The 17,742-nt window shown below is 73.7% G+C and carries 21 protein-coding genes; 8 read left to right on the forward strand and 13 right to left on the reverse strand.

Annotation, left to right across the window (positions count from 1 at the left end; all coding sequences use genetic code 11):
* Positions 1-15: 15 nt before the first annotated feature.
* Complete coding sequence (locus tag RCG67_RS12310) at positions 16-1,185, reverse strand: MFS transporter (protein ID WP_368826603.1); 1,170 nt, start codon at positions 1,183-1,185, stop codon at positions 16-18.
* Positions 1,186-1,729: 544 nt separating this feature from the next.
* Between RCG67_RS12310 and RCG67_RS12315 the strand changes: the two genes are divergently transcribed.
* Both RCG67_RS12315 and RCG67_RS12320 read left to right on the forward strand, forming a co-directional pair.
* Complete coding sequence (locus RCG67_RS12315) at positions 1,730-2,749, forward strand: bile acid:sodium symporter (RefSeq protein WP_368826604.1); 1,020 nt, start codon at positions 1,730-1,732, stop codon at positions 2,747-2,749.
* Complete coding sequence (locus RCG67_RS12320; RefSeq protein WP_368826605.1) at positions 2,746-3,333, forward strand: hypothetical protein; 588 nt, start codon at positions 2,746-2,748, stop codon at positions 3,331-3,333. The genes RCG67_RS12315 and RCG67_RS12320 overlap by 4 nt, the downstream gene beginning before the upstream one ends.
* Positions 3,334-3,348: 15 nt before the next feature.
* On the opposite strand, the gene RCG67_RS12325 is transcribed toward RCG67_RS12320, so the two are convergent.
* A complete protein-coding gene (locus RCG67_RS12325) occupies positions 3,349-3,957 on the reverse strand; it encodes a flavodoxin family protein (protein WP_368826607.1) in 609 nt (202 codons plus the stop codon).
* Positions 3,958-4,172: 215 nt separating this feature from the next.
* On the opposite strand from RCG67_RS12325, the gene RCG67_RS12330 reads away from it, so the two are divergent.
* Both RCG67_RS12330 and RCG67_RS12335 read left to right on the forward strand, forming a co-directional pair.
* On the forward strand, positions 4,173-4,658 hold the full coding sequence (locus RCG67_RS12330) for a pyridoxamine 5'-phosphate oxidase family protein (protein WP_368826608.1): 486 nt from the start codon (positions 4,173-4,175) through the stop codon (positions 4,656-4,658).
* Between the two features lie 83 nt (positions 4,659-4,741).
* A complete protein-coding gene (locus RCG67_RS12335) occupies positions 4,742-4,924 on the forward strand; it encodes a PspC domain-containing protein (RefSeq protein ID WP_368826609.1) in 183 nt (60 codons plus the stop codon).
* 109 nt (positions 4,925-5,033) lie between these two features.
* Here RCG67_RS12335 and RCG67_RS12340 read toward each other — a convergent pair whose 3' ends face one another.
* The 8 genes from RCG67_RS12340 to RCG67_RS12375 all read right to left on the reverse strand — a co-directional run bounded on the left by RCG67_RS12340 (position 5,034) and on the right by RCG67_RS12375 (position 12,225).
* Positions 5,034-6,062: an ion channel gene (locus RCG67_RS12340; protein ID WP_497801006.1), complete on the reverse strand. Its 1,029-nt coding sequence runs from the start codon at positions 6,060-6,062 to the stop codon at positions 5,034-5,036.
* A gap of 86 nt (positions 6,063-6,148) precedes the next feature.
* Complete coding sequence (locus RCG67_RS12345) at positions 6,149-7,312, reverse strand: NAD(P)/FAD-dependent oxidoreductase (protein WP_368826612.1); 1,164 nt, start codon at positions 7,310-7,312, stop codon at positions 6,149-6,151.
* Positions 7,313-7,320: 8 nt separating this feature from the next.
* On the reverse strand, positions 7,321-7,527 hold the full coding sequence (locus tag RCG67_RS12350) for a hypothetical protein (protein ID WP_058874083.1): 207 nt from the start codon (positions 7,525-7,527) through the stop codon (positions 7,321-7,323).
* A gap of 45 nt (positions 7,528-7,572) precedes the next feature.
* The gene (locus RCG67_RS12355; RefSeq protein ID WP_368826614.1) at positions 7,573-8,517 is read right to left on the reverse strand and encodes an EamA family transporter; all 945 of its coding nucleotides are present in this window, start codon (positions 8,515-8,517) and stop codon (positions 7,573-7,575) included.
* A 33-nt stretch (positions 8,518-8,550) separates the two neighbouring features.
* The gene (locus RCG67_RS12360; RefSeq protein ID WP_368826616.1) at positions 8,551-9,423 is read right to left on the reverse strand and encodes an N-acetylglucosamine kinase; all 873 of its coding nucleotides are present in this window, start codon (positions 9,421-9,423) and stop codon (positions 8,551-8,553) included.
* A gap of 97 nt (positions 9,424-9,520) precedes the next feature.
* The gene (locus tag RCG67_RS12365) at positions 9,521-9,742 is read right to left on the reverse strand and encodes a hypothetical protein (protein WP_368826618.1); all 222 of its coding nucleotides are present in this window, start codon (positions 9,740-9,742) and stop codon (positions 9,521-9,523) included.
* Positions 9,743-10,017: 275 nt separating this feature from the next.
* Positions 10,018-10,776 carry a dienelactone hydrolase family protein gene (locus RCG67_RS12370; protein ID WP_368826619.1) on the reverse strand — a complete coding sequence of 253 codons (759 nt, stop codon included), beginning with the start codon at positions 10,774-10,776 and terminating at the stop codon, positions 10,018-10,020.
* Positions 10,777-10,782: 6 nt separating this feature from the next.
* Entirely contained in the window at positions 10,783-12,225 is a 1,443-nt protein-coding gene (locus tag RCG67_RS12375; RefSeq protein ID WP_368826621.1) for a sodium/glutamate symporter, read from the reverse strand.
* A gap of 139 nt (positions 12,226-12,364) precedes the next feature.
* Here RCG67_RS12375 and RCG67_RS12380 point away from each other — a divergent pair, with 139 nt between their 5' ends.
* The 4 genes from RCG67_RS12380 (at position 12,365) to RCG67_RS12395 (ending at position 15,740) form a co-directional block, all read left to right on the forward strand.
* Positions 12,365-13,396, forward strand: a complete 1,032-nt coding sequence (locus tag RCG67_RS12380) for a DUF368 domain-containing protein (RefSeq protein WP_368826623.1) — start codon at positions 12,365-12,367, stop codon at positions 13,394-13,396.
* Between the two features lie 79 nt (positions 13,397-13,475).
* Entirely contained in the window at positions 13,476-14,957 is a 1,482-nt protein-coding gene (locus RCG67_RS12385) for a DUF1538 domain-containing protein (RefSeq protein WP_368826625.1), read from the forward strand.
* A complete protein-coding gene (locus tag RCG67_RS12390; RefSeq protein ID WP_368826626.1) occupies positions 14,954-15,304 on the forward strand; it encodes a P-II family nitrogen regulator in 351 nt (116 codons plus the stop codon). The genes RCG67_RS12385 and RCG67_RS12390 overlap by 4 nt, the downstream gene beginning before the upstream one ends.
* A gap of 46 nt (positions 15,305-15,350) precedes the next feature.
* Positions 15,351-15,740 (forward strand): CBS domain-containing protein, encoded by a 390-nt coding sequence (locus RCG67_RS12395; RefSeq protein ID WP_368826627.1) that lies wholly within the window; start codon positions 15,351-15,353, stop codon positions 15,738-15,740.
* Between the two features lie 87 nt (positions 15,741-15,827).
* Here the strand turns inward: RCG67_RS12395 and RCG67_RS12400 are convergent, their stop codons facing one another.
* From RCG67_RS12400 to RCG67_RS12410, 3 genes are all read right to left on the reverse strand, one after another.
* Positions 15,828-16,019 (reverse strand): CsbD family protein, encoded by a 192-nt coding sequence (locus RCG67_RS12400; RefSeq protein WP_368826628.1) that lies wholly within the window; start codon positions 16,017-16,019, stop codon positions 15,828-15,830.
* Between the two features lie 113 nt (positions 16,020-16,132).
* Positions 16,133-16,636: a hypothetical protein gene (locus RCG67_RS12405; RefSeq protein ID WP_368826630.1), complete on the reverse strand. Its 504-nt coding sequence runs from the start codon at positions 16,634-16,636 to the stop codon at positions 16,133-16,135.
* Positions 16,637-16,668: 32 nt separating this feature from the next.
* Complete coding sequence (locus tag RCG67_RS12410; protein ID WP_368826632.1) at positions 16,669-17,721, reverse strand: alcohol dehydrogenase catalytic domain-containing protein; 1,053 nt, start codon at positions 17,719-17,721, stop codon at positions 16,669-16,671.
* Positions 17,722-17,742 lie beyond the last annotated feature (21 nt).

Genomic DNA, 17,742 nt, shown 5'->3' on the forward strand with positions numbered 1-17,742 from the left:
GCAGGGCCCCGGTGCTCACGGGCCGGTCTCGCCGACGGCCGCCCTCCGGGAGCTCCCGTGCAGCAGGAGCGCCGCTCCGCTGAGCAGTGCCACCGCGGCGGTGAGCACGAGCAGGGTCCCCAGGCCCAGGCCGGGGATGACGGCGCCGGCGACGGCCGGTGCGGCGACCGAGCTGAAGGCCCCCACGACCAGGCAGGCCGTGAACGCCGCCCCGGCGCGCTCGGGCACCAGCTCGGCGGTCCAGACGGCGAGCACCGCCGACCCGGTCATGTACCCGACACCGAAGATGCACGCCGAGGCCATCGTCGCGAGCAGGGAGCTGCTGGCCAGCCCGAGCAGCGCCAGCGCCGCGGCGACCGTCACGAGACTCAGCGCGGCCACCCGCCCGCTGCCCATCCGCTGCGCGAGGGCCCCGGTCGTCACGCCCACCATGCCGGTCAGGCCGATGACCGCGTAGAGGGCGGGGACGGCCGCCGCCGGAAGGGTGCCGCTGCCGAGGGCGTCGGCGGCGTAGGTGAAGTAGATGACGACGACCGCGAAGTAGACGACGGAGTAGGCGCCCGGGACGCGCAGCGCGGTGACCAGGGAGGAGGCGCCGAGCTGTCCCTCCGGGCGCGGGGCCGGCCTGGTGCGCGGCACCAGGCGGAGGTTCACGACCGCGGCGGCCACCGCGGCGAGGGCGATGCCGGCCCAGACCAGGCGCCAGGAGCCCAGCGCGGCCGTCACGGCCAGCCCGCCCAGCAGCAGCAGCCCACCGCTGGTGCCGGTCGTGATGATCGCCAGGGCTCTGGGCTGCTGCCGCAGGGGCACCGCACGGGTCACGATGTCGGAGTAGGGCGCCCAGACCCAGCCGCCGGCGCTGCCGGCCAGGACGACCCCGACGGCGAGCAGCCAGGGCGACTGCGCGAAGGTCACGATCACCGCCCCCGCGGTGCCGCAGGCCCCGCCCACGGTCGTCGGAGCGCGCGAACCGTGCCGAGCGGCGAGCCGTCCTGCGAGCAGCAGCCCGGCCAGGTAGCCGGCGAACGTGGCACTGGAGACCAGGCCGAGCACCAGCTCGGAGAGCCCCAGGTCCTCCCGGATGCCGGGCAGCGTCAGGCCGTAGGCGTACCGGGCCATGCCGAAGGCGACCCCGACCACCGCCGCTCCGGCCAGGCCGATCCGGTGGCCCGCGGAAAGTGTCATGAATGCCTCCTGGTTCTGCGGCGCGCCCCGGTGCCGCTGCGGCAGCGGGGTGCGCCGCGCCCGGCCGGACTGCCCATCGGTGCACGGGGTCGAAAGAGCCGACAGCGCCGCTCGTGCCGTTCGCCCGACCTCGAGGCTACCGCGAGAGCTGAGCAGGGTCCGGGGCCGGCGCCGGACCGCGTCAGCGGGCGCCCATGTGTTCGCGATCACACACGTTTGCTTCCTTTTGTGAATGCCCGGAACCCCGGAGGCCTTGCCTCGAGGGGCGGGATGAGCGACGCTCCTGGTGAGAGGGCGATTTCCATGACCCCTCGAGCTCTGGGACAGGCGGGCGGCACAACGGATCCGGGGGGATCCGCCACCGTGGGTGGGCGTCCGTCCTGAGGCGGAGAACAGAGGGGCGGGAACGGCTGGGGGGCCGTCCCGCCCCTTTCTCCTGTCCTCCCGTGGCGACCTCTCCTCGGGGTCCCGGGCGGGGGCGGCAGGGAGCCGGCGGTGCCGCTCGAGCGGTGGCCGGCGGAGCCCTGCCCCTAGGCTGGGGCGGGTGAACGCGTCGACGGCCGCCGGGTGGGCGGAGCGCCACCAGGTGGCCGTGTACCTGGCCGCCATCGCGGCCGCGGTCCTCGTGGGCTGGACGGTGCCCGGTGCGCCGGTGCTCGCCCCGGCCATCACCCCGGTCCTGGGGCTGCTGCTGTTCGCCACGTTCCTGGCCGTCCCGTTCGCGTCGCTGGGCCGCGCCTTCGCGGACCTGCGTTTCCTGGCGGCGCTGCTGGTGCTCAACTTCGTGGTGGTCCCGGTGGTGGTCCTCGGGCTGTCCCGGGCGGTCGCGGGGGACGAGGCGCTGCTGCTGGGCGTGCTGCTGGTGCTGCTGGCTCCTTGCGTGGACTACGTCATCGTCTTCACCGGTCTCGCCGGCGGTGCGGCCGGCCGGCTGCTGGCGGCGGCCCCGCTGCTGATGCTCGCGCAGATGCTGCTCCTGCCGGCCTACCTGCTGCTCCTCGCCGGCCCGGAGGCGGTCGCCCCCGTGGAGCTCGGCCCCTTCGCGGAGGCGTTCGTGCTCCTGATCCTGCTGCCCCTCGCCGCGGCCGCGCTCGTGCAGCGGGCGGCGTCCCGCTCCGCCACGGCCCGGCGGGTGGGGTCCGCGACGACCGCCGCCATGGTGCCGCTGATGGCCCTCACCCTGTTCACGGTGATCGCCTCGCAGGTGCGCGGGGTGGGGGAGCAGCTGGCCGGCCTCGCGGCGGTCGTGCCGATCTACGCCGGTTTCCTGCTGCTCATGGTCCCGCTCGGGGTCCTCGCCGCCCGGCTGGCCCGCCTGGACGTGCCGTCCTCCCGGGCCCTGGTCTTCGGCGGGGCCACCCGCAACTCCCTCGTGGTGCTGCCCCTGGCCCTGGCGCTGCCGGAGCGGCTCGCGCTCACGCCGTTCGTCGTCGTCACCCAGACCCTGGTCGAGCTCGTGGGGATGGTGCTGCTGGTGCGGCTGGTCCCCGCGCTGGTGCGGGACCGCGATCCACGACACAGTGGGGGGAACCCCCCGTCCGATCGAAAGGCTCCCCGCCCATGACGCAGCGCCTCCGCCCCGCCGCCCAGGCTCTCCGACTGTGGGGCCCGCGCCAGTGGGGCGTGGCCGTGCTCACGGGCCTCGCCACCGCCCTGGTCCTGGGCCTGGCCACCGTGCTCATCCCCAACAGCGTCTTCAGCCGCGAGATCCCGCCGGTGTGGTGGAACTACCCCGTCTGGCTCGCCACCTCGGCGCTCACCGGTGTCCTCGTGGCCTCCTACGTCTCGCCCGTCGCCGGCGGGACCCCCCTGCCCGACGACGACGTCGCCGCGGCCACCGTGGCCCGTGCCGTCGAGTCCGGCGAGCGCCGCAGCGCCCGGCTGGGCGCGGCCGGCACGTTCGCCGCCTGGTTCGCCGTGGGCTGCCCGGTCTGCAACAAGATCGCGCTCCTGGCCCTGGGATCCACCGGGGCCATGACCTGGTTCGCGCCCGTGCAGCCGTGGCTGGGGGTGCTGGCCCTGGCCCTGAGCGCGTTCGCCGTGGTCCACCGCCTCGCCGGGCAGATGGCGTGCCCCGTGAACCTGCCCGTCAGCACCGCGAGGAACGCGGTGGTCCCGGCCGCGTCCGAGACCCCGGGCGACCGGTAGGCCCCGGAGCCGGTCTCAGGCCACCGGGTACGGCTCGGCGCGCAGCAGCCGCGCCAGGTGCGCGGCGTTGCGGGCGGCCCCGGCCGTGGTGGCCGCGACCTTCTCCGGCACCTGGTCGAGGTCCTGGTAGTCCACGGACTGCATGGCCTCGCCCACCCAGTACGTCCCGGCCTGCGCCGGAACGGTGAACCCGATGTCGCTCAGGGCCTGCGTCATGTCGGCGATCGTCTTGTGGGCGCCGTCCTCGTTGCCCACCACGGCCACGATCGCGGTCCGGTCGTACATGATGGGCCGGCCCTGCTCGTCGGTCTCGGCGAGGTCCGCGTCGAGGCGCTCGAGCACCCGCTGGGCGATGCTGCAGGGGTGGCCCATCCAGATGGGGGTCGCGAGCACCAGGATGTCGGCGTCCAGGACCTGCTGCCGCAGCGCCGGCCACTCGTCGCCGGCGCCCATGTCCACCTGCACGCCCGGCTTCACGTCGTGGTCGACCACCCGGACCGAGGAGGTGCGCACCCCGTGCTGCTCGAGCTGGTCCAGCACGTGCCGGGCCATCAGCTCGCTGCTCGAGGGCTTCGGCGAGGGGGTCAGGGTGCAGACGAGGGCGACGGCGGAGAGCTGCTGCATGGGGCGGTCCTTCCGGGAGGAGCTGACCTCGGGGCGGTGTCAGCTCCAACCTAGCGGTGACCGACCGCCAGGACACCCCCCCCCCTCGTGCGACGCGCCCGGTGTTCGTAGACTGGCCCTCCGTGCCGCGGTCCGCAGTGCGGACGTCGACCGGTTCAGGTCGGCCGGCCCGGTTCTCGACCAGCCCAGTTGCCGAACAGAGAAGGGACCTCCCCATGACCGACCAGGACGACGGCACCGCCAAGGTGCGCGAGCTCATCAAGAACACCCGGATCGCCATGCTCACCCACGCGGACGAGCACGGGAACCTGATCTCCAAGCCGATGGCCACGCAGGACGTGGACTTCGACGGCACCGTCTACTTCATCGCCGAGCGCACCTCGGACCAGGTCCAGGACCTGCAGCAGCGGCCCTCCGTGAACGTCGCCTACGCCGGGGACGGCGCCTGGGTCTCGCTGACCGGGACGGCGCTCGTGCTCAACGACGAGGCGAAGCTCGAGGAGCTGTGGGACAGCTTCACCGGCTCCTGGCTCGAGGGCGGGCCCGAGAACCCGGACAACGTCCTCATCGAGGTCACCGGCCGCTCCGCCGAGTACTGGGACACCCCCGGCGGCGGCAAGGTCACGCAGGTGGCCAACCTCGTGAAGGCCAAGGTCACCGGCGACACCATCAAGGGCGACAAGGGCGTCGTCGACCTCTGACGCCTGTCCGGGGCCGTCCGCACCGCCCGTCCGGACGGCCCTGCGCCCGGGCGTGTCCCGGAGGCCGTTGGTAGAATCCGGACATGAGAACTGCACTGGTCCGCCCCCGCAACGGCAAGCTCATCGCCGGCGTCTGCGCGGCCCTCGCGGCCCGCTTCGGACTGCCGAAGTTCCTCCTGCGCCTGGGCTTCGTCGTCTTCGGCCTGGTGGGCGTGGGGGAGCTGGTCTACATCGCCCTGTGGATCATCATCCCCAAGGAGTCCTGAGCCCCGTCTCCGTCCGCGCTCCGCGCCGGTCCGCGCCCCGACCGCCGGGGCCGGACCGGGCGGAGTCGCGTCCTGCCCGCCGGGCAGGGCGTTGCAGCAGCCGCCGGCCTCAGGCCGAGCAGGTGTCGGCGATCTCCTCCGCCGTGAGGCGGCGCCGGCCCACGTAGTACAGCACGGAGCCCTCCGGCAGCGGGGTCTCCCAGCTCGGGTCGAGCAGCTCGCCCTGGTGCTGGACGGCGAGCACGGTGGCGCCGAAACCGCGCCCCAGGGCCTCCTGGACCCGCCCGAACCCCCTGCCGGCCAGCCGCGCGGGCAGCCGGGCGCTGTAGGTGTTCCGCCCGCCGTGGGTCATCAGCTCGGCGTAGACCGCGGCGATGCCCGGGTCCTGCAGCTCCTCGGTGGCCAGCCGCGGCGAGTGCCACTGCACGCACCGCACGTCGTCGTCGACGTAGGAGAAGTTCCGGGCCCGGCCCATGTCCCGCAGGGTCACGACGACGTGGGCGTCCGGGCGCACGTGCGTGACCGCCACGGTGAGCGTGAGCGCCTCGTTGTCGTCGCGGGCGTCGACGAGGACGCGGGCCGCGCGGTGCAGGCCCGCCCGGCGCAGCACGGCCTCGTCGGCGAGGTCGCCGCGGACGAACTCGACGCCGGCGTGCTCGGGCATCGGGTGCTGCGGCACGTCCTCCCACGCGCACAGCGCGATCGGCCCGGTGCCGTCCCCGGCGAGCTCCTCGACGAGCCGTTCCGTGCGGCCGGGCGTGTAGCCGAGGAGCACCAGGTGGTCCGAGGAGTCGAGCTCGATCCGGCCCTTCATGCGCTGTCCCTTCGCGGTCTCGATCGCGGTGGCGATCCTGGTGAAGACGGTGGTCAGCGTGGCGATGCCGCCGACGATGACGTACACGCCGACCAGGTGGCCGCCGAGCGTGGTGGGGAAGAAGTCGCCGTAGCCCACGGTGGACGCGGTGACCAGGAACCACCACCAGTAGTTCTCCGCGGCGGTGATGGTGTTCTCGGGCGGCTCCGCCCAGGCCATCAGGGGCCAGCTGGTCAGGAACACCGTGAGGATGATCAGCAGCGGCAGTCCCCAGGCCTGCACGCGGCCGAGCCGGCGGACCAGGCGGATCAGGATGAACGGCACCGGACGTCTCCCGTCTGCTCGCGGGGCACCTCCGGTGACCTTACGCCGATCCGCGCCGGCGGCCACCACCGCGTGGCCCGGCGGTGTCAGCCGGCCGAGCGGCCCAGCTGCTGCCCGTGGTGGAGGTGCCCGGGGACCGTGCCGGTCAGCGCGGTCTCCGCCAGCGCCTCGCCGAGCGCCGGGGCCTGCTTGAAGAGGTTGTGCCCGGCCAGGGCGGTGAGCCCGTCCCCGGACCAGATCCCCACGCCGTCGTCGCCCCACGGCAGCCGCGTGACCCAGCAGTGCACGTGGTCCACCGGGCGCGGGTCCAGCCCGGGCAGGGCGCGCTCCACGTAGGCCACGGTCCGGTCGGCCAGGGCGGCGAGCGCAGCGGGATCGGCGACACCCCCGTCCGGGCGGGAGGGGGTGTCGGCGCTGAGACCCACCGAGAAGTGGCGGCCGTCCGGGTACGGCGCGGCGTACACGCCGGTCTCCCCGAAGGCCCCGCTGCCGTCCTGGAAGGTCGGCAGACCGCGGTCGGCGGGCCCGCCGGGGGTCACCGCGAAGGTGAGGCGGACGTGCGCGCCCACCTCCACGGGCAGATCGAACCCGGCGCCATGGGCCAGCGGGGCGGTGCCCCGGCCCGCGCACAGCACCACGTGGTCGTAGGTCTCGCACGTGGTCCCGGTGCGCACCTCCACCGGTCCGGCGTCCGTGCGCCGCACCGAGAGCACGTGCTCGCGCAGCATCGCGTCCTCGAGCCGGTCCGTCAGCGCCGCGACGGCGGCGAGGGTGCGGATGGCGCCGCCGTCGACGTCGAGCATCGCCGGGCCCGTCCAGCCGGCCAGGAGGGGCATCCGCTCGTGCAGCTCCTCGGGCGCCAGGCGCCGCACGGGGATCTCCGCGAAAGGCTCCAGGGTGCGGAGCTTGTCCTCGACCCCGTCCCCGATCGCCACGGCGCCGTCGGGGGAGATCAGCTCGAGGCCGAACTCCTGCTCCCACTCCCGCCACAGGGCCCGGCTGCGGGCGACCAGCGCCACCAGCCGGGGGTCCTCGTGGGCGTGCCGGAAGATCCGGCCCTGTCCGGCGGACTGTCCGCCGCCGGGCGGCCCGGACTCGTAGAGGGTGACGTCGGCGCCGCGTGCGCGCAGGGCGTGGGCGGCGGCGAGGCCCACGATGCCCGCGCCGACCACGGCCGTGCGGGCCGCCGGTCCGCTCCGGGCGGCCTCCTCGTCGCGTGCGGGCGCGCCGTGGTCCGAGGGTCCGGGCACCCGGGTGCTCAGCCGTCCTGCTCGGGGTCGGAGCTCTCGCCGAGGATGTCGTCGAAGGCCTCGCGCACGGCCTGCCGGGTGGCCAGGCGCACGCTCGCGGCGCCCTGCTTGTCCGCGGTGTCGGCGGAGGCGATGTTGCTGCGCTCCTCGCGCTCCTGCTCCAGGGCGTGGTCGCGGGCGGAGCGGATGCGGTCCATGATCTCGTTGGCTTCCATGGGCCCATCCCATCACGGGAGATCAGGTTTTGAACAGGGGGCTGATCATTTTCTGTCCGGCCCGGCGTCCGGCTCGGCGTCCGTCCCGAGCGCGGCGTCCGCTGCGGGGTCCGTCCCGAGCTCGGGCGTGCCGCCGCCGACCATGACCACGGCGCTCGCGGCGACCACCAGGCCCATGCCCGCGAGCTGCGGGCCGGTGAGCCCCTGGCCGAGCACCAGCAGCCCGGCGAGGGCGGCGACCGCGGGCTCCAGGCTCAGCAGGATCCCGAAGACCTTGGGCGGGATGGCTCGCAGCGCCAGCAGCTCGAGGGAGTAGGGGACCACCGAGGAGAGCATCGCGATCCCCGCCCCGGCGCCCAGCACGGCCCACGTGAGGGCGGGGGCGTGCGCGGTGAGCACGCCCACGGGGGTGACCAGGACCGCGGCCACGACCAGCGCCACGGCCAGGCCGTCCAGGCGGTCGAAGTGCCGGCCCGCGGAGCGGCTGCCCAGGATGTAGGCGGCCCAGCCCGCCCCGGCCAGGGCCGCCCAGGCGATGCCGGCGAGGTCCAGCTCCGCCCACGGCACGGTGAGGGCCTCGGAGATGAGCACGATCCCGGCCAGGGCCGCCACCACGGCGAGGACGTCCCGGGGGCGGCGGGAGAGCACCGCCGAGAGGGTGAGCGGGCCCAGGAACTCGATGGTCACGGCCACGCCCAGCGGGAGGGTGGCCAGGGACTGGTAGAACGCGAAGTTCATGCCCGCCAGGGCCGCCCCGAAGAACAGGCCGGACCGCCACGCCTGCCGGGACCGGCCGCGCAGCCGCGGGCGGATGACGGCCAGCATGATCGCGGCGCTGATGAGCAGCCGCATGGTCACCGTGGCGGAGGCCCCGATCAGGGGCACCAGCACTGCGGCGAGGGCCCCGCCGAACTGGACGGAGACGACGGCGGCCAGCACGTAGACGGTCGGCCGCAGCCCGGGGCGGCGGGCGGGAGCGAGGGTGGTCACCCGTTCAGGGTAGGGCTCCGCCGCGCCCCTCGCTCATCGGCGGGCCGCGAGGGCCGGGGCGCCGTGCACGGGATCGCGCTTGAGCACCCGCAGCTCGCCCAGCCCGCGGGCCGCGGCCGCCTCCCGCAGCCGCTCGCGCAGCAGCGGCTGGTGCCGCGCCAGGCCGCCGCCCACCACCACGGGTCCGGTCAGCTCCAGCCGCCGGGACACGGTGGCGGCGAGGTCGGCCAGGGCCCCGGCCGCGCGGTCCACCAGCAGCAGGGCGTCGTCGTCGTGCGCCGCGGCCTCGAAGGCGACCCGGGAGAGCCCGGCCCAGTGCCCGCGGTCCGCGCCGCCGTGGAAGCGCTCGATGAGCAGGCCGGGCTCGGTCAGCCCGCAGTGCGCCAGCACCGCGCGGTCCAGGGCGTCGGGGCGCAGCCCGTCGTCGAGCCGGGCGAGGGCACGCCGGACGAGCTCGCGGCCCAGCCAGTAGCCGCTGCCCTCGTCGCCCAGCAGGTGCCCCCAGCCGCCGGCCCGGGCCTCCCGGCCGTCCGGGGTGGTGCCCCACGCGGCGGAGCCGGTGCCGGCGATGACCGCGATGCCGGTGCTGCACCCGCCGGCCGCCAGGACCAGCCGGGTGTCGTGCACGACGACGATCCGCGCCGCGCCCGTGTGCGGGGCGATGAGCGCGCGCAGCGCCTCGGCGTCCGCGGCCGTGTCGACGCCCCCGGCCCCCGCCACGACCACGTCGGCGTCGGAGGCCGCGAGCTCGCCGAGGACGCCCGCCAGGGCGCGGGAGGCCTCCTCGGCGCTGACGTTCTGCACGTTGGCGCTGCCGCCGACGGCCTCCCGCGCCGGGCGGCCGTCCTCGGCCCGCAGGCCGTGGGTCGAGGTGCCGCCGATGTCCAGGCCGATGAGGATGCTCATGGGTCCATCCTGCCGTGCGGGCCCCGGCCGGGCACGACGACGCCCGACCGGGCGCCGGTGGGAACCGGCCCGGTCGGGCGTCGTGGACCGTGTCCGGTCAGGCCGCGAGGGCCAGGGGCGCGGGGCGCAGGCGGCACCCCTCGAAGGAGAACAGCCGGCGGACCCCGGTGCCGGCCTCGAGGATCCACAGGACCCCCAGGGGGTGCGAGACCTGCCCCACGGTGCCGATGCAGCTCTCGTAGAACTCGTCCCAGATCTCGAGCCGGTCACCGGGCTGGATCCCGCTCAGATCGGTCATCCACTTCTCAGCAGCGGTCATGTCGCCACCTCCCATCACGTGTTCGTCTGTGTACCCCTCCATGGTGCACCGTCCCGGGCGACCTGCGCGGACGCGCCGATTTGACAAACGCCCCGGACGTCTTGAGCTTCGTCACACCCTCTCCCGGCCGGCAACCCGCACGGGTTGTCCGCGCCCGTGCAGGGCGGCGATCTGTGACGGGCGTCCCGGCCGGGAGCGTGAACATCACCACGTCATGAATTCCGCCGTCGCACGCCGTCATCCGTGTCGCGCAGGCCCGCCGGCGCCCCGCGGGCTCAGCCGGCGGTGTTCTGCGCCACGTCCGGGCCGGACCGCTCCCGCAGGTGCCGGTCGAAGAACGCGGCGATCCGGCGCCGGGCGTCCTGGGCGGCGGGGTCGTCGTAGGCGGTGCGGCTGAACCGGCCGAGGACCCGCAGCACCGGGGAGAGGTCCCCGGGGTCGTGGTCGTTCATGAAGCCGTGGCCCACGCCGGGATAGATCTTGATGTCGTGCTCCAACCCGAGCTCCGTGAGGATGCCCTCCAGGCGGCGGCCGGCGTCCCCGCCCAGGGGTGTGGTGTCCGCCCCGCCGTAGCTGCCCACGATCGGGCACGCGCTCGGGAGCCACTGCTCGGCGCCCGCGGGGCACCCGCCGTAGTTCGTGCTCGCGGCCGAGAAGCCGTGCTCCGCGGCCAGCGCGAGCGCGTAGCCGCCGCCCATGCAGAAGCCGATCACCCCGATCCGGCCGGTGCAGTCGGGGCGTTCCGCGAGCCAGGACCGGGCCGCCTCGACGTCGTCGAACGTGCGTCCCCGGCGGGCGCCGATGTCCTTCATGATCGTGCGCAGGCAGCGCAGCCGCCCGCCCCAGTGGAAGAGGTCCGGGGCGACGGCCAGGAATCCCTCGCCCGCCAGCCAGTCCGCCTGGTGGCGCAGGTCCTGGCTCATCCCGGTGAAGTCGTGCACGAGCACCACGCCGGGCCAGGGCCCCGGGCCGTCGGGCACCGCCACGTGGGCGGGCATCCGCCCGTGCTCGGTGGCGACGACGACGTCGCTCATGACCGCTCAGGCCTGCCGGGCGTGGACGGCGTCGGCGGATCCGGTCGCCACGAGCCGGCGGCGGTAGGCCATGCCGCCGAACAGGGCGACCACGAACAGCACCGACATGGCGATGAACAGGGGCCACGGGCCGAACTGGTAGATCAGCGGCACCGAGGCCGCGGTGATCAGCCCGCCGCCGAAGAACGGCTCGAAGAACAGCTGCTTGTAGCCGAAGGCCTCCATCGCCGGGCTCTCGTCGTGCGGATCGGCGATGCGCATGAGGATGAGGCCGGTGGCGGTCACGCCCATGGACTGGCCGAAGTCCGCGATGCCGCGCTCGAGCCAGTAGTCGGGGATGACCTTGGGCACGAACAGGAGCAGGAAGCCGGTGCAGAAGACGACGCCCGCGACGGACAGGACCAGGAAGACCTCCCAGTTCGCGGCGATCGCGGTGAGGGACAGGGTCGCGATCGCGGCGAGGATCAGGAAGTCGAGGGCGAGCCCCTGGATGCGCAGCATCATCTGGTGGTCCAGCAGGTGGCCGATGCCCCGCCAGTCCATCACCAGCTGGACCACCACGCCGCCCAGCATGGCGAGCGGGAACAGGGGCACGAACGCGAGCAGCTCCACGGTGTCCGCCCACAGCGCCTGCTCGACCCACTGCAGGGCCGTGAGCATGAGGTAGCCGATGAGGATCGCGATCCCCACGACGGCCACGTGCAGGGTCAGCGGCTCGATCGAGGCCGGCCGGGAGGTCATCATGGCCGCGGGGATGTTCTCGTCCCGGCGGTAGAGGCCCTTCTGCTCCTCGACGGACTGCTCCACGTTGCCCTTGAGCACCTTGGTGCGCCCGGTGCGCACGCCCCAGTTGATGACGGCGATCCCGATGACGATGCCGCCCACCAGGCCGATCGTGGCCATGCCCAGGGCCAGGTCCGCGCCCTCCTCGAAGCCGAGCTCCTCCATCACCGGGCGCATCCCGGCCGCGGTGCCGTGGCCGCCCTCGAAGCCGATCTCGATGAGGGCCCCGGCCATGGGGGAGATCCCGAACAGGGGGCCGAGCACCGCGATCACCAGCAGCAGGCCGACGACGTACTGGCCCGAGCCGAAGGCGAGACCCACCGACAGCTGCGGGCCCGCGAGCCGGGCGACGCGGCGGGGACCGGGGATGGACGCCCCGAGGAAGAGCGTCGCGAACACCACGCTGATGAGCAGGCTGGGCAGCGTGGCCCAGATCTCGAGGATCTCCGGGGTGAAGACGCCCCCGTCCGCGAGCCAGCCGACGCCGGCGGCCTCACCGACCCGGCCCAGGACCTGAGGACCGGCCAGCAGGGCCAGGAAGCCCGCGATGATCGAGCTGGGCAGGAAGATCTTCTGGATCCACCGCACCCGGACCCGCAACCACTTCCCCACGAGGAACAGCGCTGCCAGCAGAATCAGGGCGAAACCGACGTGGTCGGGACTCATGGCGGACTCCTGGGTCGAAGGCGCGTGCGGTCCGGTCAGTCTATGCACGAGTGGCCGACGGCACACCAGGGGCCGCTCGGGTGGGCCGCCGTCCCGGTACCCTGGCAGGCGTCCCCTCTTCCCCTGCCCAGGAGCACCCGTGACGCCCTCGTCGCCCCCGGACCGGCCCTCGTCCCCGCCGACCACCACCACGACCGCCGCCCCCGCCGGTGAGCCCCGCCGCAGCATCCCCGGCAACGTGGTGCGCGGCGCCCTCATCGGCGTGGTCGAGACCGTCCCCGGGGTCAGCGGCGGCACCGTGGCCCTCGTGGTCGGCATCTACGACGAGCTCATCAACTCCGCCGGGCACGTGGTGTCCGCCGGCAAACGGGCACTGCTGGGGCCCGACCGCGCCGCCGGGGTGCGCCACCACCTGGCCCTGGTCCACTGGCGCATCGTGGTGCCCGTGGTGCTCGGCATGGTCGCGGCCCTGCTCACCGTGGCCGGGCCCATGAGCCACCTCGTCGAGGAGTACCCGGTCACCATGCGGGCGCTGTTCTTCGGCATGGTCCTGGCCTCCGTCGGGGTGCCCCTGCGCCTGGCGGGCGGACCCCTGCGGGCCCGGGACGCGGCCGTGGTGGCGCTCGCGGCGGTGGTCGCGTTCGTGCTCGTGTCCATCCCGCCCACCACGGTGGCGCCCGCGCCGCTGCTCGTGGTGCTCGCGGCCATGGTCGCGGTGTCCGCGCTGCTGCTGCCCGGGCTCTCCGGCTCGTTCCTGCTCCTGACGATCGGGCTCTACCAGCCGACGCTGCGGGCCGTCGACGAGCTCGACCTCGGCTATCTGTCCCTGTTCTTCCTCGGCGCCGCCCTGGGCATGGTGGTCATCGTCAAGGGCCTGCAGTGGCTCCTCGACCACCACCACCGCGTCACCATGCTGGCGCTCACCGGGCTGATGCTCGGGGCCCTGCGCACCCTGTGGCCCTGGCAGCTCGAGGACCGCACGCTGCTCCCGCCCGAGGGGGAGTGGTGGGTCCAGCTGCTCGCGGCCGCGGCCGGCTGCGTCGTCGTCCTCGCCCTGCTGGCCGTCGACGCCCGCACCCGGGCGCGCACCGGGCACGGCTCCCAGGAGGAGCTCGCCGGCGTGGAGTCCGGCGACGAGGCGACCGGCGAGGCCCCCGGCAGCACCCGGTAGACGACCCCCGGCCCGCCACGACAGACTGGCAGGGCACACTCCCGTCCGCGGACCCCCCGGAGGAGGCCCGGCAGCGCCCATGGAGCACCTCACGCACTTCGCCCGGGAGTTCCTCAGGGCCCTGCGGAGCCTGCTGCCCATCGTGGCGGTCGTCGTGGTGTTCCAGCTGGCCGTGTTCCGGGAGGCCCCGGACCAGCCCCTGCAGCTCGTGGCCGGGCTGCTGATCGTGGGCGCCGGCATCGCCCTGTTCCTGCACGGGCTGGACCTGAGCGTCTTCCCCGTGGGCAAGAACCTGGCCAACCAGTTCGCCCGCCGCGGCGCCCTGGGCCTGCTGCTGCCGTTCGGCTTCGCCATCGGCTTCGCCGCGGCGGTCGCCGAGCCCGCGCTGATCGCCGTGGCCGCGCAGGCCGAGCTCGTGAGCGAGGGGCGCGTCAACGCCCTCACGCTGCGCCTCGTCGTCGCCGTGTCCGTGGGCGCGGTGCTCGTCCTCGGGATCCTGCGCATCCTCCGGGGCTGGGCCGTGCAGAAGCTGCTGATCCCCGGCTACGCGCTCGTGCTCGTCGTCACGTACGTCTCACCCCCGGAGATCGTCGGCCTCGCCTACGACTCCGGCGGCGTCACCACGAACATCGTCACCGTCCCCCTCATCGCCGCCATCGGGATCGGCCTGGCCAACTCGATCCGGGGCCGCAGCGCGCTCACGGACGGGTTCGGCCTCGTGGCCCTGTGCGTCATGGTGCCCATGATCGGCGTGCAGCTCTACGGCATCTGGGTCTACACCTTCGGCGACGCCGCGCCCGTCGGCGCCGGCGCGTCCGGGGACGCCCCGGCGCACCCGGTCCTGGAGCACGTCCTGGGACTCGCGCAGATGGTCCGGGACGTCCTGCCCATGGTGCTCGTGGTCCTCTTCTTCCAGTACGTCGCCCTGCGGCGCCGGCTGTCCCACCCGCTGCGCGTCGCCGTGGGCTTCGTGATGGTCCTCGTGGGGCTCTACGCGTTCGTCGTCGGGCTCAAGATCGGACTGTTCCCGATCGGGACGATGATGGCGGAGCAGCTGATCGAACGCGGAGCGCCCGCCCTCATCCTGCTCTTCGCCCTGCTCATCGGCTTCGCCACGACCATGGCCGAGCCCGCCCTGGTGGCCATCGGCGAGCAGGCCGAGGCGGCCTCGCCCGGCAGGATCAGCGGATCCGCCATCCGGATCGTCGTGGCCGTCGGCGTGGCGGTCGGCATCACCCTGGGCGTCTACCGCATCCTCGTGGGAGCACCGCTGCACTACGTGATCATGGCGTCCTACGCCGTGGTCATCGTCCTGGTCCTGCTGGCGCCGAAGTACATCGTGGCCCTGGCCTTCGACCTCGGGGGCGTGACCACCTCGGAGGTCACCGTGCCTCTCGTGACCGCCCTCGGCATCGGGCTCGCGAGCTCGATCGAGGGCCGGGACGCGCTGATCGACGGCTTCGGCCTGATCGCCTTCGCCTCCATCTTCCCGATCATCTCGGTGCTCGGGTACGCCATGATCCTGGAGAGGATCCCCCGCCTGCAGAAGGAGCCGACATGAAGTTCACCGCCGTGGTGGTCATCGCCCCCGACGACCTCGAGGACACCGTCATCCGGGAGGCCCAGCGCGCCGGCGCCACGGGCGTGACCATCCTCCCGGGCAAGGGCATCGGGGGCGAGACCAAGCGGACGTTCTTCGGCCTGACGTTCGAGGGAGCCCAGACGGTGCTCCTGATGGTCGTGGGCACGCACCTGGCCACGCCCATCCTCAAGGTGCTGCACGACATACTGATCGACGAGGACGGCTCCCGCGGCATCGCCTTCTCCGTGCCCATCGACCACCTCACCGGCATCGACATGCAGCAGGTCGCCCGGTTCGAGGAGCACATGCGCCGCGAGGGCGCCTGACCCCGCCGCCGTCCGAGCCCTGTCCGAGAACCCCAGGAGGATCCCCGTGCTGACCGTCAAGGACGTCATGGTGCGTGACGTCATCACCATCTCCCCCTACAGCACTCTCCGGGAGGCGCTGTCGGCCATGCGCACCCGCCAGGTCAAGAGCCTGGTGGTGGAGCCGCAGCACCCGCACGACGGCTACGGGCTGCTCAGCTACAACGAGCTGCTGCAGACCATCGTGGCGGAGGAGGGGGACGTGGACCTGCTCAACGTCTACGACGCCGCCGTGAAACCGGTGGTCACGGTCGGCGAGGACCTCTCCGTGAACCAGGCCGCGGCCCTGATGACCCGCTTCCACCTCAACCGCCTGGTGGTGGTCCAGGGCAACGAGCTCATCGGGCTGCTCGCGATGAACGACATCCTGGCAAGGCTGATCAGCGACCTCACCTGAGCCCCGGGACCACCCCGGGCACGGCGGAGGGCCCCGGTGTCGCGTGCGACACCGGGGCCCTCCGGGCGGTCCGACGGCTGGACCGTCCTACTGAGTTCCGTCCTTGAAGTTCTTGCCCGCGTCCTTGACGTTCTCGCCGGCCTGCTTGGCGCTGCCGGAGAGCTTGTCCGCCTGGCCCTCGGCCTGGAGGTCGCGGTTGTCGGTGGCGTCGCCGACCTTCTCCTTCGCGGTGCCGCTCGCCTTCTCCGCGGCGTTGCTGATCTTGTCTCCGAGTCCCATGGGCTCTCCCTCCGGTCGGTGAACAGGTGCTACCAGCGTAGGCCTGTCAGCATGCTGAGGGAACAGGGAGAGCGCCCGGGCCGGAGTGTTCCCCCAGGGCGAACAGCCCCGGCTCAGCGCTCGGGGACGACGAGCCCGGCCCCGGTCAGGCGTTCCCGCAGCCAGCCCGGGATCCTGCGGTCCATCCGCCGGTAGCGAGCGAGGTGCCGCCGCCAGTCCTCCGCGGCCACCGGGTGCGGGGCGTGCGCCGGGAGGACGGGGTCGTCGCCGTAGTTGAGCACGAGCTCCACTCCGGGGCGCTGCCAGCGGCGCCCGGCCACGGTGACGATCAGCGTCGCGGAGAACCACGACCCGTCGACGAGGTCGGCGTAGTCGTCCTGCAGGGCGCGGACCAGCCGCCGCGGGGTGCTGCGCGGGCCCGCGGCGTCCCCGGGCCGGCAGCCCGTGGCGTCGCCGCGGACCTCCCGCACCTGCAGGCGCACGTCCCGGCCCACGCTCAGGGCGTCCAGCACGAGCGCGTCCCAGCCCGGCTCGGCCCCGTGGGCGCGGACGAGCCACCGGGCCAGCCGGTCGATGGTCCGGCGCTGCCGGGGGCTCTGGAGTCTGTCGGTCCGCACGGCCACACGCTAGCAAGTGCCGGGCGGGCTGCTCAGTCGGCCGTGATGACCACCTTCACCGCCTGGTGCTGCGCGGCGTTGCCGAACAGCTCGTAGGCCTCCTCCATCCGGGACATGGTGAAGCGGTGGGTGGCCATGGCGCGGGCGTTGAGGCGGCCGGAGCGGACCATGTTCAGCAGGTTGCCCACGGTGCGGCAGTCCACCAGGCCCATGTTGATGCGGACGTTGGAGATCCACATCCGGTCCAGGGGCAGCTCCACCGGTCTGCCGTGCACGCCGGCGTTGGCCACGGTGCCGTAGGGCCGGACCACGTCGAGGCAGGTCCGGAACGTCTGTGGGACGCCCACGGCCTCGATGGCCACGTCCACGCCGAGACCGTCCGGGGACAGCGCCCGGATCTTTTCGACGGCGTCCGGGTCCCCGGCGTCGACCTTGTCCGTGGCCCCGAGCTCGAGGGCCTTGTCCATCCGGTTCCCGTCGAGGTCCACGGTGATGACCCGTCCGGCGCCGCACAGGTTGGCCGTCATGACCGCGCCCAGGCCCACCGGCCCCGCGCCCACGATCGCGACCGTGTCGCCGGGCTTCGTGTTGCCGTTGAGGATCCCGATCTCGAAGCCCGTGGGCAGGGCGTCGGTCAGGAACAGCACGTCCTCGTCGTCGAGCCCCTCGGGGACCTTGTGCACCGAGGTCTCGGCGAACGGCACGCGCACGTACTCGGCCTGCGTCCCGTCGATGAGGTGCCCGAACACCCAGCCGATCCCGCCCAGGGTCTGGCAGTGGGAGGGCTGGTTGTTCCGGCAGTAGGAGCACTTCCCGCAGTTGGTGACGGCCGGGATGATGATCCGGTCACCGGGCTTCAGCCCGGTCACGGCGTCCCCGACCTCGGTGATCGTGCCGACCGCCTCGTGGCCGAGGATCCGCCCGTCGACGACGGCGGGGACGTCGCCCTTGAGGATGTGCAGGTCGGTGCCGCAGATGGTGGTCGTGTCGACCTTCGCGATGACGTCCGTGGGGTCCTGGAGAGCAGGGTCCGGGACCTCCTCCCACGCCTTGCTGCCCGGTCCGTGGTAGACGAGTGCCTTCATGGGGTCCTCCTCGGTCGCCGG

This window comes from Kocuria cellulosilytica (assembly GCF_040981245.1).
In the GTDB taxonomy this organism is placed as follows: domain Bacteria; phylum Actinomycetota; class Actinomycetes; order Actinomycetales; family Micrococcaceae; genus Kocuria; species Kocuria cellulosilytica.